Raw genomic sequence first — 15229 nt, 5'->3', positions numbered from 1 at the left:
ATTACCAAACCCCAAAACGGATGATCATCGCTTTAGCTCAGCTCAACTACCATATCGGTAATTTTGGATGTAATCAGTCAGCCATTACCTGGGCGATACAGGACGCGAAAAACCGCGGTGCTGACCTGGTTATCTTCGCCGAGCTTGCCATCGGCGGCTATCCGGCAAAAGACCTGTTGCGTTCCGGAGCTTTTCTGGATCAATGCGAAGCTGCCGTTGTGGAAATCGCCAAGCAGTGCCAGGACATTGCCTGCATCATCGGGGCTCCTGTACGCAACACCACGGGCAAGGGGAAGCCGCTGTTCAATGCGGCGTTATTCATCGCCGAAGGCAAGGTGCAACGTGTGGTGCATAAAGGCTTACTGCCTGACTATGACGTATTCGATGAATACCGGTACTTCCAGCCGGCCGAGACGTTTGGATGCATCCGCTACAAGGAGCAGACCATCGCCCTCACCATTTGCGAGGATCTGTGGAACATCGCCACGCCAAAACTGTACCGCAGGAATCCGATGGATGCACTGCGCGAAGAGAATCCGGATATTATCATCAACATTGCGGCCTCGCCGTTTTCGTACAACCACCTGCGTGAGCGCATGGCTGTGCTGGTTGCCCATGCGCAGCAAACACAGGCTCCTTTGTTGTACCTCAACCATGTTGGTGCGCATACCGACATCATCTTTGATGGCCGCTCCATTGTGCTGGATGCGGCTGGTGAATGCGTCGACATGATGGCGTCCTTTGAAGAAGACCTGAAATGCTATGAACTGAAAGACGGCACCGTCACGCCCCTGCACGAAACACCTGCCGTGCAGCCTCCGCTCGACACTCCACTCATTCACCAAGCGCTGCTATTGGGTATCCGCGATTACTTCAGCAAGTCAGGCTTTAAAAAAGCGGTTGTCGGCCTGTCCGGTGGGATTGACTCGGCCGTGGTGGCCGCATTGGCCTGTGAAGCCCTTGGCCCTGAAAATGTCATGGCGGTGCTCATGCCTTCGGTATATTCGAGTGACCACTCGGTTACCGACGCGCTGGATTTGGTGCACAATACAGGTTGCCATCATGAGATTATCCCCATCCAACCGATGGCAGACGCGTTTAACCAAGGCCTTGAAAGATCATTCAGCGGATTAGCGCCCGATTTGACGGAAGAAAATATCCAAGCCCGTATCCGCGGGACGTTGCTGATGGCGTTTGCCAATAAACGGGGATACATCCTGCTCAATACGTCCAACAAAAGCGAGGCCGCCGTTGGCTACGGAACCTTATATGGTGACATGGCCGGGGCCTTGGGGGTCATCGGCGATGTTTATAAAACACAGGTTTATAAGCTTGCGGGGTATATCAACCGCGAACGGCTGGTGATACCCGAACATACGATCATTAAACCCCCTTCCGCCGAATTGAGACCCGGACAAAAGGACAGCGACTCGCTCCCGGAATATGAACTACTGGATGCGGTGCTCTTCCAATACATCGAAAATGAAAAAAGCGCTGCACAAATTATCGCCCTGGGTTTTGATGAGGATTTGGTGCATCGGGTCATCAGCCTGGTAGACAAAGCTGAATTCAAGCGTTTCCAAGCGCCTCCGATATTGCGCGTAAGCAGCAAAGCCTTCGGCGCGGGCCGATCAATGCCGCTCGTAGCCCGTTATCCACTGTAAGCCCGTGGCGCAACGGTCGGAAGAAAGAAGGAAAGAAGATGCCATGCGCTGTTGAGGTGCATGGCATGCCGCATCATGCGCATCACGATTAAACCATTACGTCCCTTTACAGTCTAACATAATAAACTGATTATAGGAGATTGTAACCATGAAACGGTTATTGTTATATATTGCACCTTTATTGCTTTTGGCGTCATGTTCGTCTTACAAATACCACACGACGAAAATCGAGGGAACTGATTTTTCGCAATACCGCACGTACGGCTGGCTCCCTCCGGTTGACTCGCTGTCCAAATCGTATTTTGACAACGACATCGCACAAGCCAACATTATGGAAACCGCAAATCGGGAATTGGAAGCACGGGGATTGACCTATAGCAAGGACAATCCGGATTTGCTCTTCCGGTACATCGCTATTGTAAACAACAAAAACCGGCCGATATATGGCGGTTATCCTTTTGGACCATGGGGTTTTTGGGGCTACAATCCGTGGATGTGGGGCCCGGGCTGGGGCTTGGGCTGGGGCTACGGTTGGAACCGGCCTATCGGCCAGGAACGTTATCGTGCTGGCCACATCATTATCGAGGCCAAAGATAGGCGAACGAACAGGGTGATCTGGCAGGCACGCGGTACCGGGGAAGTAAGAAATCCCGAACAGGCTATCAATAAATTGCCCGAAGTGGTGACGGGGGTTATCGAGCAGCTTCCTCTGCCGGTGACCAGTAGCCGGTGACAGCGGTCGGTGGTCGCCGATCGCTAAACCGAAGGCCTGAGGGTCAGATAAAAAGGCACCTTCTCGTGGCGTTTTGTATTTTCCAGGATGAGCATCGCCGCGGCTTCGCCCATGCGCTTGAAGTCCGTGGAGATGGTGGTGATGCCATTTAAAATAAATTTTTTCAAGGGGGTTTCATTATACGAGATAACCCCCACCTGTTTGCCGATTTGCAGCTTCAAGGATATCACCCGGTCAAGTAACTTTACCAAATCATCTTCCATGAGGTTAATGTAAACCTCGCCTTCCGATATGGGTTCCTCCAAAATGTCGCTTACCAGCAGATGATTAAATGCATATTGTTGGCAAAACCGATAGAATCCCTTGATAATGCCCTTCGGGAAATAGCTCTTGTCGGGAAAGATCAGTTTCAGAGTGTGGTATTTGCCCAGCTGTTCCCTGGCTTGCTCCAGCGCCTCATAGATATCGCGCTCGAAATCTTCATATACTGCGGCGTATTCACCTTCGACCTCGGGTACTATTTTGTCCAACAGCACCAGTTTGTCCTTCGGGATCGTATTAATAATGTCTGCAGCTTTGTCGCGTCCTTCGATAAAGTGCGGGATGATGACGTAATGTGTATATTCCTGCTTGAGGTTCTGGAGCAGCTTCCTGAAAAGCGATAAGTCATTGTTATAAATATAAAAGTCGACGGCGGCATCGCTTCCGATAGCTTGCACGAACGAATCATACACAATCTTCTTATGCGCGCTCAGCTTGTTGAAAAACAGCACGATTTGCAATTTCTGCTTGAAGTCGGCGTTGGTAATGTAATACCCTTTGCCCGGTACTGACCCCAATACGCCCAATTGCTTCAAATGCTTATACCCCTTTTCTGCCGTATCACGCGATATTTCCAGCACATAGCTCAGCTCATTGATCGATGGCAGCATGTCGCCTTTCTGTATTTTTCCGGCTTCAACCGCACCGATAACTGCATTAGCAAGCTGCAGGTATTTCGGCGTAGCGGAATATTCATTGATGTGGATATACTCAAACATGGATACTGGCTTCATATGTCAACCCCCTTTTTGGATTTTAGCGCATCAATATAGGGGGTTTACCTGATATTTACGTCAATTTATTCGTTTTTATAACGGACAATCATTGTTCGGCCTGTTAAGCCGGATGGCTGGACAGGCCATCCGGCCGCGTTGAACGGTTGATAGTCGATATTTACAAAGTTAATCTCATGGTAGTGCCGCCACTCCATTCCCTTCCTGTCCATATCCCGTATGCGGTTGGCCATGAGGTTGGCTACTTCAATGCGCACGGTGTTTTGCCGAAGGCTCCGCTCTGGGGATCCAGTAGCAGCGCGGTGCCATTGCTGGCTTCAAGCAGTGGGATGTAGGCGTCTACTGCGGCAGCTTGGTGATTTACCAGGTAATGATATACAAAGCTAAACTCCTGCTTTCTTGAAAGGATACTGGACTGGCTTCAGGAGGTAAGGCTAGCCAGGATGATATCCCTGACAGCGGTTGGCTCCAGCTTGTCCGTTTCTTGCCGTTCTTTCGTAATCAGTACGGGATAATACGCTTCCGGAATATCGATTGCGCCATGTGAGCCTTTGACCAACGTGGCATCCAACGGAATCACATCCAGCACGTAGCGAAACCCCAACTTTTTGCGTAGCAGCTTATAGCCTGCACGTAGTTTAGAGGTCATGAACATTTCCACGGGGTCGTAACCTGGCTTCTTATGGATATCTACCATCCGCGCATAATCGGGGGCCACCCGGTCATCCAGCCAGAAATAATAGGTAAACCAACTATCCGGCTTGGCGACGGCGATTAAGTCGCCCGCCCGTTCATGGTCGATATGTGCTTCCTTTTTCGCGGCATCATCCAGCAACCGCTCAATTCCCTCCACTTGCTCCAATCTCGCCATGACCCGCTTTTCCACCTCATCGTTTTGGGTATAGATGTGGGCAACTTGATGGTCTGCCACGGCAAACGCTTGGGAGGCACCTGCATCAAGCAATTCCAAACCCCGCTCCACACGGATGCCAAGAAGCCCCTCTTCGCGCAATATTCGATTGATATGTATGGGGCGCGATACCGGCACGATGCCATATTCTGACAGCAGGATGATGTTTGCGCCCCGCTGTTCGTAAAACTCGACCAACTGCTTCAATAACGCATCAATCTCCATTACTTCTTTGCCGATATTCGCCAGGTCAGGACCGAATTTTTGCTGGCAGTAATCTAAGTGGGGCAAATAAACAAGACTTAACGTTGGACTGTATTTTTCCTCCACATACATGGCGGCATCCGCAATCCATTGGGAGGATGCGATATTCGCCCCCGGGCCCCAGAAATTGAACAGGGGAAACTGACCGAATTTTGCTTGCAGTTCATCCCGCAACGACGCCGGGTATGCATAGCAGTCGGGAATCTTTCTGCCATCAGCCAAATAATTTGGTCGGGGTGTAACGGAATAATCCGCTCCGCAATACATGTTGTACCACCAGAAGAGTTGGGCGCAGGTAAAATTGGGATCAAGCCGCTTTGCGGTGTCCCACACGGATTCTCGCTGAACAAGCTTGTTGGACTGCTTCCAAAACTTTATCTCACAATCCACGCGATCATACCAGCCGTTGCCGACAATGCCATGCGCCGCCGGCCATTGGCCGGTCAGGTACGTCGATTGTACAGCCGTGGTAACCGCGGGCAGCATCGGTTTTATCTTCGTCAACTGGTTTTGTGCCAAGTAGGATGTCAAAAAAGGTGTCTTATCGCCAATCAATGCTGACGACAATCCCACCACATCGAGAACAACGGTCTTCCTCATATCGTTTCAAATTCGTTGCGTACCCAAAGCAACTCCCGCGATATGGAGTCTGCGATGGGCAACTGCAAATCCCGGGGCAATACGCCCCAGGTATAGGTCTCCACTTCCAGGTGGGCTGTCAACCGTCGATCGCGTTGTAGCCTCAATACTTCAATGATGTCTGACTGGGTAGACTTGAGCATGCCAAGATCTTCCAAAAATACCGGGACATGAAAATGCGATCGCCATTCCACAGCGTCCCTGTCATAAAGGGCATCCTGTGCTTCGGGCAGGTCTTTAAATCGGCGCACATCGCCATTGCGGTGCTTCGCAAGTACCTGGTGCAAGTAGGTCGGTTCGTCAAAGGCCATGAACGCTTCACCGACTGCAAGACGACCAGCCTGATCAACAGGTAACTGCGCCTTAACGGCCGCACTGATTTGAAATTTGCCTATTTTTATTCCATGACGGTTAAGTTCTTCAATAACCGCTGGATGATGCTCATATCCCAGTGCAAAATGGCAGACATCATAGCAGAGCCGAACATGACGTTTTAATGCATCCTCGGCCTCGGCAGGCGTCATGCCCAGCCGGTCTGTCAGGCCGGCCACCCCCGCGGGGACCAGCTCCTGCGTAAACCAGTCGATAAATTCAGGGCCGGTCTCCAGCACACCATCAGGCTCGGGCTCGATATCGATATGCAATGTCTTACCAGAACTGCGTTGTAGGCCAATCAAGTAAGCAGCGACATCGATGAGCTGCTCCGTAGCTCGTTTCCGCATGCTGGTCCATTGGCTTGCCGAGCCGTTATACCAATGGCGATACCCCAATGGCGATGTCGAAATCCCGCCGTCCATCCCCTCCGGAACCAGCTGTACCAGTATATCAAACAACCGCAAGGTGTAATGCAAGCGCTCGGCGGTCGTCCAATCAGGTGTGTGCACATGTGCTTTCACCACATCGTCGTGAAAGGCGCCAAAAGGAAACCCATTCATCGTAAATACGTAAGCACCCTGCTCCGACAGCCAGTCTTTGAATGCTTGCAAACGTACAGGATCTTGCAAATCCCGGCTTGCGATATCCGACAACCGGAGACCGATTCCCAGCGGAGCGTCTCCCGATACCTGCGCTTTAATCAGTGGAAATGTCGCCTTCAGGATGTCGAAATGGTCCTGCCAGTTTTCACCGCCATGGATGTTGGTACAATAGGTAAGGTGCCCGTGTTTCGTCAGCATAACTTCACAGTTGAATTTCAAAATCATTTTGCAGCACGGCGGCCGCAGCTAGCACGTGGTCCGTATCCATATGATGGACCTCCACCCCGGTACCGATGCCCTGCAACAACATAATGGTGAGCCTTCCCCCAAGATGTTCGCGAAATTCTTCCAGCCCGATAAGCAACGGATGGTCTGATGCCGTTGTATGCAGCAACGTGTGGGAAATGGGCAACCCAAGGGCTTGCAGTAGGTGGATAACGCGCTGCGCATCCGCATAAGATAAATATCCCCTCAGGTGGGAGTACATGCTATCCAGTGCAATACCGATGGCTACTGCTTCGCCATGCATTACGTTGAAGCCCGAAAGCTGCTCCAGTTTATGCGCACTCCAATGGCCAAAGTCCAATGGCCGAGACGAGCCGAACTCAAACGGGTCTGCACCGGCGATATGCTGTAAATGCAATTCAGCGCATCGGTAGATCAGGTATGCCATCGCATCGGCATCGCGGTGATACAGCGCATCGGCATGTGCCGCAATCCACTCAAAAAAAACGGCATCCTTAATCAAGGCCACTTTGACCGCCTCGGATATCCCTGAACGCCACGCGCGGTCAGACAGGGTCTGCAAAAACGAAAAATCGTTAAAGACGGCAAACGGTGGACTGAACGTACCGATGAAGTTCTTTTTACCCAAATAATTGATGCCATTTTTCACGCCTATCCCGGAGTCGTTTTGCGACAACACGGTTGTCGGAATGCGGATATGCCGGATTCCCCGGTGTGCAATGGCAGACGCGTAACCTACCGCATCCAGGACGGCGCCGCCACCAATGCAAATGATATAAGAATGCCGGTCTATGCCGTACTGATCTACGGCGGCTATAATCTTGTCGACAACCGCATGGTCATTTTTTGCATACTCACCGCCATTTACGACAATGAGATCGTCAACCAGTAAAATCCCCGACAAAGCGGCAAAATAGGCACGGACCTGGGGCAAAAGTTCGGGATGGTGGGTTGCTACGCCGTCGTCAACAACCACCAGCGCTTTAGCCACGGTATCCGAAGCATGACTTGCAAAAAAACGTGCGAGTACCGGATTGCTCGCTGCAAATAAATCCTCCGTAAAATGAACCTGATATCGGTAGGTCACCGTAAACGATTGTTCAATTGATTCCTTAATCATATTTCGTGATCTAAACACTTCATTCGCGATCCTTCATCCCACCGCATTCGACATCGCACATGCAACGATAGGAATCACAGCTGATCAAAAAGCTTGTTAAGTAACCGAAAACATTTTTGACAACCAAATGGATATCGGAAAAAGTGACAAAACAAAGACGGCCAGGCCCCATAGGCCGGCAGCGGCTACCCAGGCCGTATTCATGAAAATCAATGCAAGTACGCCATATTTCACGGATTTTCGAATATCCGGCGGTGCCAGTGTACGGACCGCTTTGAGAAGTGGACTATAGATGATCGTGGCAAAAACCAATAAAACGATCATACTAAACCACGTCTCGCTTTTCAGGGCACCATGATAGGCGATAAGCCCAATCACAACACCATATAACAGGGCCGAAAAAAGCAACGGGCTTCGTTTGCCGCCATGCACTTCTCCCCGACTGATAGTGGTAACTGCTGCTATATAGATGACCGGTATTCCGGCCAATAGCCAAACCGCGGGCAGTGCCGCGGGGAATAAGCTAATTCCTAAAAGAAGGTTCAATCCCCTGCATAGTCCCATGGCCAACGGGCCGGCCACGGCATGGTGCTTCGCCCATTTGTCATACAGCAAGCACATCAACACAATGGAAATGGCGATAAACAAGGAGGTGCCGCCCAAGAAACTTGCCGTCAAGGCACCCAATGCAAACAGGGCTGCACCTAGCCAGACGGCATGCCTTACCGGCACTCTTCCGCTGGGGATAGGACGCTCCGGCCGTTCTACGGCATCTAACCGGGCATCAAACACGTCGTTGAATACCACCCCGCCGCCATACAGCCCCATTGTGGATAGCGCCAGCAATACCCAGTAAATCAGGGGGCGATCGCCGGGGCTATCGGCAACGTGCAGCGTTGCGATGGCGGCTCCCGCCATGACGTCAGATATGGCCGTGACAATATTCGCCGGCCGCATCAGCTGCATATACGCTTTCCACACGATACTCATCCGATTGCCTAGGAAATGATGATGGAATCCGCATCCCTGCGGGGCTGTTGCCCCCCTCTCAACACCGAATTGCCAGCAAATTTTTTACCTTGGTCAATGCTGGTCTTTTCATTCAACATGGCTTCGTCGAGCTGTCCGCTCTGGGAAAAAGCAGCCACCGCATTCTGATAGCACACCTGCTCAATGGTCGCTTTAGGCAGGCCGCTTTTGACCATCAATGCGGCGGTCTTTGGTACCGCCAGCGGATCACTAATACCCCAATCTGCCGCGGAATTGACCAAGATACGTTCAGGCCCGTACTGTTTGACAATCTCCACCATGCGCTCATTCCCCATCTTGGTAAAGGGATATATCGTAAAGGCAGCCCAAAACCCTTTGTCCAAGACCTCCTTGACCGTTTCTTCGGTGTTATGGTCAATGATGACCATTCCCGGATCCAATCCGTGTTCCAAGGCAATGTCCATGCTACGGGAGGTTCCTTTGGTTTTATCACGGTGCGGCGTATGCACCTGTACGGGAAGCCCCGCTTCCTTGGCAAGTTCCAGCTGTAGCCGGTAATATTTTTCTTCCGCAGCGGTTTGGTCGTCAAAGCCAATTTCACCGACACCGACCACCCCTTCTTTATAAATAAAGAAGGGCAGCAGTTCCATCACTTCTTCTGCCAACGCCTCGTTATTGGCTTCTCGGGAATTTAATCCGATGGTGCAGAAGTGTTTTATCCCGAATTGCGACGCCCTAAACCGCTCCCAGCCGATTAAGCTGCTGTAGTAGTCCCTGAACGTATCTATTCCGGTACGGGGCTGCCCTACCCAGAAGGCTGGTTCGATGACGGCGACCACGCCAGCATCGGCCATGGCCTGGTAGTCATCAGTCGTCCTTGAAACCATGTGGATATGGGGATCGAAAAATCGAAATCCCTTCACCAAATCCAATTCCAGCGCGACGCGCTGCCCCATCGATGCCCGATCGCGTTCGTTATAATTACACATAACCCTTAATTCGTTTGTTCCGGCCAGCCGACCCAGGGCGTGTCGGCCGTATCCAATAAATCTGTTAATTCGCTATTTCCTGTCATAAAGTCCGTTGCCGGACGGTAGCTGCTCATTTGGAAAGCATAAGCAATCGCTTTCCGCTCGTGCAGCTGCTGACTTTTCAGTATGATTTGTTCCATCAGCCGGTATGCTCTTTCATCCACAAATGGCGCTACCAATATCCACAGCATGGGATTGATGGTTCTTTTGGCGGCGTGAAGCTCATAGGCATAGTCTACCAATGCTTCCGCCAACCGTGCGTTGTTGCGCTGTTTCAGACCGATAATGTGCGGGATATCTTCGTCCGTAAAAAACGCCTTCAACACCAGTTGGTTCCATGCCCCTTCATCCAAAAACTGGCTTGGATAGTGGTTGTTTACCATAATGGCTTGCCTTACCGGTGCCATATTGCTCCTGATGCCTTCCGTGCAACGAAGCCGCCATGCCGAAGGAAAGTCATATACGGGCAACGCTGCATAAAGCGCGGCCAGCTCTTCCATTTCACCGTATTTGAACAGCCGTTCGATGAGCGATACGTATGCTGTTTCTTCCAATGCCGGGATATTCATCAGTACCCACACCCGTATCAGCCGCACCAAGGGCCAATCCGTTACCACCAATGGCAGCTGACCCGTGCGCTTATCGGCCTCCGCCAAGGTAATCCGCAAATCCTTGTCGACGGATTTAAGGTTCCGGGGAATAGCCGTAAAAACCCGTGCCAGGCGGTGTGGCTGCGAGTCGGCACGTAAACGGTCTACCTGGTCGAGCAAGGCTTGCCATTCCCCCTCAGCGACATGGGGCGCTATTTGATTAGCAACCCACTCCTGAAACACCATGCGTTCGGCGGAAAAGCCAGCGTTTACATCATTCATAAGGTTAAGAAACTCCTGTTAAAGGTTCTTCAATCGTATATTCCTGAAAGCAATTTTCATTGGTGGGCCAACATGCACCTGAAATCCCATCAAGCCTTCAAATTTACGATTTTTCTCGTCATCATCAACCACCTCACTCATTAATATCCCGTTGATGTAATGCTGCAAGCGGTTTCCTTTGGCCACAATGCGGAGCTCATTCCAGTCTTCATGTTTGATATGCGCTTTTAACGAATCACGGTCGCCCAAAGACCCCGTTTCGACTCCTGCCGTCCAAACATTACCTTTGGCATAGTCGCCTATCTCGCCTTCGACCGGCGGGAGACGCATTTGCTGCCCTGGGAAGGCCAGGATTGTTCGGCCGCGCTCCTCATAATTTTGCCCCGTGTAGGTATTAGCCGCGTCGATATCGGCTTGGTAGCCCCGCAAAGCAAAAGGAACGTCCGGCAATTCCTCACTGCGGTAATTAAAACCGCTGTTTCCCTGACCGGTCAGCCGATATTCGGCGATCAGCTCAAAGTCTGCCGGCCGGCCGCCTTCCCAGATGATAAATGAATTCCGTTCCAATTTCCTGTCCGGCGTAATTTCACCGACGATGGCGCCATCTTCTACCCGCCAAAGCGCAGAGTCGCCGCGCCACCCGGCCAAACTGACCCCGTCAAATAGCACTGCAAATTCGTCCTGATTACCCGGCTGTTCAGTCTGCTGTTTGCCGCCCGAAGTACAACTTGCCAACGCCAACGCACACAACACAAATCCTCCGGCGCTTATATAGCGCCGGAGGTAACTCCATGATTTTAACATCTTATGTCGATTATGATAAAACAAACGCTAGCCAATTTCCACCTCCGTCCCCTTCCAACTGCGTGACTTGGCAGACTCGATAACTGCCTCACAAACTTTTTGCGTTTCATACGCATTTTTGAAGTCGGGCTGGCAGGGCTCGCCCGTCTCCAGGCTTTTCAGGAAATCGGCAACCTGATGAACGAAACTATGTTCATAACCGATACCCAAACCGGGCACCCACCATTTTTCCATGTAAGGGTGGTCGCCATTCGTCACATGGATGGAGCTCCACCCTTTGACATCCGAATCGACCGCGTTATCGAAGTACTCCAGCCGGTTCAAATCGTGCAAATCCCAGCGAATCGAAGCATGCTCACCATTGATCTCGAAGGTATAAAGGGCTTTATGCCCCCGGGCATACCGGGTCGATTCGAATAAGCCCAGCGACCCGTTCGCAAAGCGACAATGGAAGATACAGGCATCGTCTATTCCCACCTCTTGCAATTTGCCCGTATCCAGATGGACGCGCTGCTTTACAAACGTTTCGGTAACGGCCGAAACTTCCGTAATTCCACCGTTCAACCACATCGCCGTATCGATGCAATGGGCAAGCAGATCGCCTGTCACCCCCGACCCGGCTACATCGACATCCATCCGCCATGCGGCATCTCCACCTTGCGGAAGGTCGGCATTGATCGTCCAGTCTTGCAGGAAGTTCGCGCGGTAATGGAAAATTTTACCGAGCTTGCCGGAGGCGACGATTTTTTTCGCCAGGGTCACGGCGGGCAGACGCCGGTAATTATACCAAACGGTATTGGGCACACCGGCTTTTGAGACGGCATCTACCATGCTCTTAGCTTCTTCCAGGTTTCTGGCCAATGGCTTTTCCGTAAGCACCATTTTTCCTGCCTCGGCAGCTGCCACAGCAATTTCGGCGTGCAGGTGATTGGGCGTACAAATATCAACAGCATCGATATCGTCACGCGCGATGAGCTGCCGCCAGTCCGTTTCATACGAAGCAACCCCCCATTGATTGGCAAAGGCTTTTACTTTTTCCTCCCGTCTTGAACATACCGCCTGTAAAACCGGTTGGTACTGCAATTCAGGGAAAAAGTTGGGCACCCGGTTGTAACCATTGGCATGCGTACGGCCCATGAAGCCGCAACCGATTAATCCTATTCTCAATTTTTTCTTGTTGTCGCTCATATTTCTTGTTTTTGTTGTTAATCAATCACTATGCTTGCCACCCATGTGCTTCGCGAACACTTATCAATGCTGCCAGAATATCGTTCCAGGTCTGTTGCTGATTCAACACGGCATTGGAAAACATACAACCATCCCAGCAGATATGGTTGAACGCCTTGGTTAGCCGCCCCTGCTCGTCGCGCAGCCAGTGGCCCGCATCCTTGGCGATGTCCAGCTTACCATTCGGATCATTAGGCAAGCAATGCCTTCCGGTCTTATCATGCGAGCCGGATCCGAAGACCGTCCCGTCATTTTGCGCCACATGGAAATCTATCGTCCATGGGCGCAATGCACGCGTAAGCTCCCGTAGCCCTTCGGTGAGTGCTTCCCGATCATCCCATTGAAAATTTTCAGGGAGTATACGGTCTTCAGGCCTATTATAGCCCAGTAGGTAGAGAAACGTATGGGACATATCTGCTTGAAAGCCAATGTTCGGCCGGTCTACCGCTTCCAATGTATCGATCATGGTTTTCCAGCTGTGCATTCCGCCCCAGCAGATCTCCCCTTCAGCAGCTAGCCGCTCCCCATAATCGGCGGCCACGTCACAGGCTTCGCGAAACGTTTCCGCGATAATCTTGGTGTTGCCTGCCGGATCGGCCGCCCAATCGGAAGGTGTACAGGAGGAGTCGATTCGGATTACCCCGTAAGGGCGTATACCCAATTCGTTTAGACGCTGGGCAAACTGACAGGCCTTGCGCACCATATCTACAAATACCGTCCGGCTCTCCTTACTCCCCATTGCCGAACCTGCCCAAATGGGGGCTACCAACGATCCGATCTTGAGGTTATGCGCCGCCACCTTGTCTGCCAGCCGATTGGCCTCATCCCGTCCGCCGTTGATATCGACATGCGGATCGAGCAAGCCGATGTCTACGCCGTCGAATTTTATACCGTTGACTTCTGCTGCGGCCGTGTAAGCCAGCAGGTCGTCAAAGGGGATTACCGGTTCCGAATCCGGGCCCTTGCCAACAATTCCGGGCCAAGTGGCATTGTGTAGTTTGGGGAAATTATTCGTTGTACTCATATCGCTATTTTTTATTGTTACAATTATTGATTAATGATAACGCCTGCTTTGACAGCTTGCCTGTTTCCATATGATATTGATTGATTTATTATTGGGTTATGACTTCCAAATTTAAACAATTAATCCTTAAAACGTGGTAAATCACCCGACTAATAGCCACTGTTTTGCACCAAGTTGGTGTTGTTCCGCACCTCGCTGGTCGGTATCGGGAATAGCAGTTCCCGCTCTCTCAACACCGGCCCATACGTAAACCGATGCCCTACAAAATCTTCGAATTGCTTAGTCCTGACGTTGTACGCCTTGCGCAAACGCACCATGTCATACCACGTTTTGTTTTCGAAACACAATTCATACCACCGTTCTTTCCAAATGGCTTCCCGCAGATTCTCCTTTGACAAGTTCTCGAGATCGTCCAGTTCAGCCCGTGACCGAATGGCGTTGACCGCGTCGTATGCCGCAGCGGTAGGGCCGTTGACCTCGTTAGATGCCTCGGCAAACGTCAATAGTACATTTGCATAGCGTATCACAGACCAATTCAGGTCACTGTTTGCCGTGGTGGTCTGCGCTACCTCATCGAATAGCTTCCAGATGAAATATCCACCGAGATCGACCACTTGGTTTCGGTTGGATTCGTGGGTAAATTGGGTAAAGAAAAATTGCTTTTCCTGCGCCCGCAAATCACCCGGCTCATAGGATTCAGCGAAATCCGCCGTTGCATAGATGCCTCCGGTCTCATCGGCATACTGTGAAATGTTTTTGTTGTAGGGAATGATGGATACCTGCCAGTTGGGCACGATTATCTGCGTCTTGAACTGGATCATGAAAATATTCTCGATAATATTTTTCATGCTTGGATCATGCAGCGAGGCATAATCATCAAATAGCTCAAATGTTCCCGAGTTGATGACCTCTTCAGCCTTTTCGGCTGCGAGCCTGTAATAAGCTTCCCCCTTTTGCAATGGATAACCTGCCATCGTCAGGTACACCTCCGCGAGCAACGACTTCACTGCACCCAAGCTAACCCTTCCCGAAGGATCTCTCCAAGGCAACCCTGCTTCCTCGGCAACCGTCAGATCGGCTATAATCAAATTGTAGACAGCTTCGGGATCGGCTTGTAGCGGCCTTAGCTGCTCTGACTGCAATGAAATGGGTTCGGTGACCAAGGGAATGTGGCCAAACATACGGATCAGTTCGAAATAATACCAAGCCCGCAAAAAATGTGCTTCGCCCAACAGCCTGGTCGCCTCGTTGCTATCCATCGTGATTTCCGGAATTTTAGCAATGGAAAGGTTGGCATTCCCAATTCCTCGGTAGTAAGATGCCCAGATAGTTTGGCCATAACCGTTGTCAGATGTGTTATTCAAATCCTTGACGAAATAACTGTTGACGGCCTGCCCCAAATCCGTGGCCGCCAACCCGGTCGCAAATTCGGTCATCATCCAAGCCCCTCCGCCGAAACCGCTTGACAGCGGATCGCGCATACTCGCATAAATAGCATTTACCGAACTCCGGGCATGCTCCGGCTTGGTAAAATAATTCTCCACGGTAAAGTTGCTCGGATCCGACTCGTTCAAAAATTCGGAGCAGCTGCTCAATGCCAATGCGCCACCAGTGAAGGCCATTGTGATGTATTTTTTTATTGATATGGTTTTCATCGCTTCTTCGTTTTGATA

14 protein-coding genes are annotated in these 15229 nt (G+C 51.2%); 2 read left to right on the top strand and 12 right to left on the bottom strand.

What is annotated here, in order from left to right:
• Positions 1–20: 20 nt before the first annotated feature.
• Complete coding sequence (locus tag B5X72_RS02635; protein ID WP_079715261.1) at positions 21–1664, top strand: NAD+ synthase; 1644 nt, start codon at positions 21–23, stop codon at positions 1662–1664.
• 148 nt (positions 1665–1812) lie between these two features.
• Positions 1813–2397, top strand: a complete 585-nt coding sequence (locus B5X72_RS02630) for a DUF4136 domain-containing protein (protein ID WP_079715260.1) — start codon at positions 1813–1815, stop codon at positions 2395–2397.
• Between the two features lie 23 nt (positions 2398–2420).
• Here the strand turns inward: B5X72_RS02630 and B5X72_RS02625 are convergent, their stop codons facing one another.
• The 12 genes from B5X72_RS02625 to B5X72_RS02570 form a co-directional block, all read right to left on the bottom strand.
• Entirely contained in the window at positions 2421–3452 is a 1032-nt protein-coding gene (locus tag B5X72_RS02625) for a GntR family transcriptional regulator (protein WP_079715259.1), read from the bottom strand.
• Between the two features lie 65 nt (positions 3453–3517).
• Positions 3518–3709, bottom strand: a complete 192-nt coding sequence (locus B5X72_RS02620) for a hypothetical protein (protein ID WP_200120776.1) — start codon at positions 3707–3709, stop codon at positions 3518–3520.
• 164 nt (positions 3710–3873) lie between these two features.
• Entirely contained in the window at positions 3874–5226 is a 1353-nt protein-coding gene (locus B5X72_RS02615; protein ID WP_079715258.1) for an alkaline phosphatase family protein, read from the bottom strand.
• Positions 5223–6440, bottom strand: coding sequence for a metabolite traffic protein EboE (gene eboE, locus B5X72_RS02610; RefSeq protein WP_079715257.1), 1218 nt, complete (start codon positions 6438–6440; stop codon positions 5223–5225). The genes B5X72_RS02615 and eboE overlap by 4 nt, the downstream gene beginning before the upstream one ends.
• 4 nt (positions 6441–6444) lie before the next feature.
• Complete coding sequence (locus B5X72_RS02605) at positions 6445–7608, bottom strand: 3-dehydroquinate synthase (RefSeq protein ID WP_079715256.1); 1164 nt, start codon at positions 7606–7608, stop codon at positions 6445–6447.
• Between the two features lie 96 nt (positions 7609–7704).
• Positions 7705–8598 carry a UbiA-like protein EboC gene (gene eboC / locus B5X72_RS02600; protein WP_176146067.1) on the bottom strand — a complete coding sequence of 298 codons (894 nt, stop codon included), beginning with the start codon at positions 8596–8598 and terminating at the stop codon, positions 7705–7707.
• Positions 8599–8606: 8 nt separating this feature from the next.
• Positions 8607–9587, bottom strand: a complete 981-nt coding sequence (locus B5X72_RS02595) for a TatD family hydrolase (protein WP_079715255.1) — start codon at positions 9585–9587, stop codon at positions 8607–8609.
• A 5-nt stretch (positions 9588–9592) separates the two neighbouring features.
• The gene (locus B5X72_RS02590; RefSeq protein ID WP_079715254.1) at positions 9593–10501 is read right to left on the bottom strand and encodes an EboA domain-containing protein; all 909 of its coding nucleotides are present in this window, start codon (positions 10499–10501) and stop codon (positions 9593–9595) included.
• A gap of 18 nt (positions 10502–10519) precedes the next feature.
• Positions 10520–11305, bottom strand: a complete 786-nt coding sequence (locus B5X72_RS02585) for a 3-keto-disaccharide hydrolase (RefSeq protein ID WP_079715253.1) — start codon at positions 11303–11305, stop codon at positions 10520–10522.
• Between the two features lie 27 nt (positions 11306–11332).
• Complete coding sequence (locus B5X72_RS02580) at positions 11333–12493, bottom strand: Gfo/Idh/MocA family protein (RefSeq protein ID WP_079715252.1); 1161 nt, start codon at positions 12491–12493, stop codon at positions 11333–11335.
• A gap of 28 nt (positions 12494–12521) precedes the next feature.
• A complete protein-coding gene (locus B5X72_RS02575) occupies positions 12522–13556 on the bottom strand; it encodes a sugar phosphate isomerase/epimerase family protein (RefSeq protein WP_079715251.1) in 1035 nt (344 codons plus the stop codon).
• Between the two features lie 149 nt (positions 13557–13705).
• Positions 13706–15211 (bottom strand): RagB/SusD family nutrient uptake outer membrane protein, encoded by a 1506-nt coding sequence (locus B5X72_RS02570; protein ID WP_079715250.1) that lies wholly within the window; start codon positions 15209–15211, stop codon positions 13706–13708.
• Positions 15212–15229: the final 18 nt, after the last annotated feature.

This window comes from Parapedobacter luteus (assembly GCF_900168055.1).
In the GTDB taxonomy this organism is placed as follows: domain Bacteria; phylum Bacteroidota; class Bacteroidia; order Sphingobacteriales; family Sphingobacteriaceae; genus Parapedobacter; species Parapedobacter luteus.
Note: the sequence above shows the minus strand (reverse complement) of the source record. Positions and strands in the feature narration are given on the sequence as shown.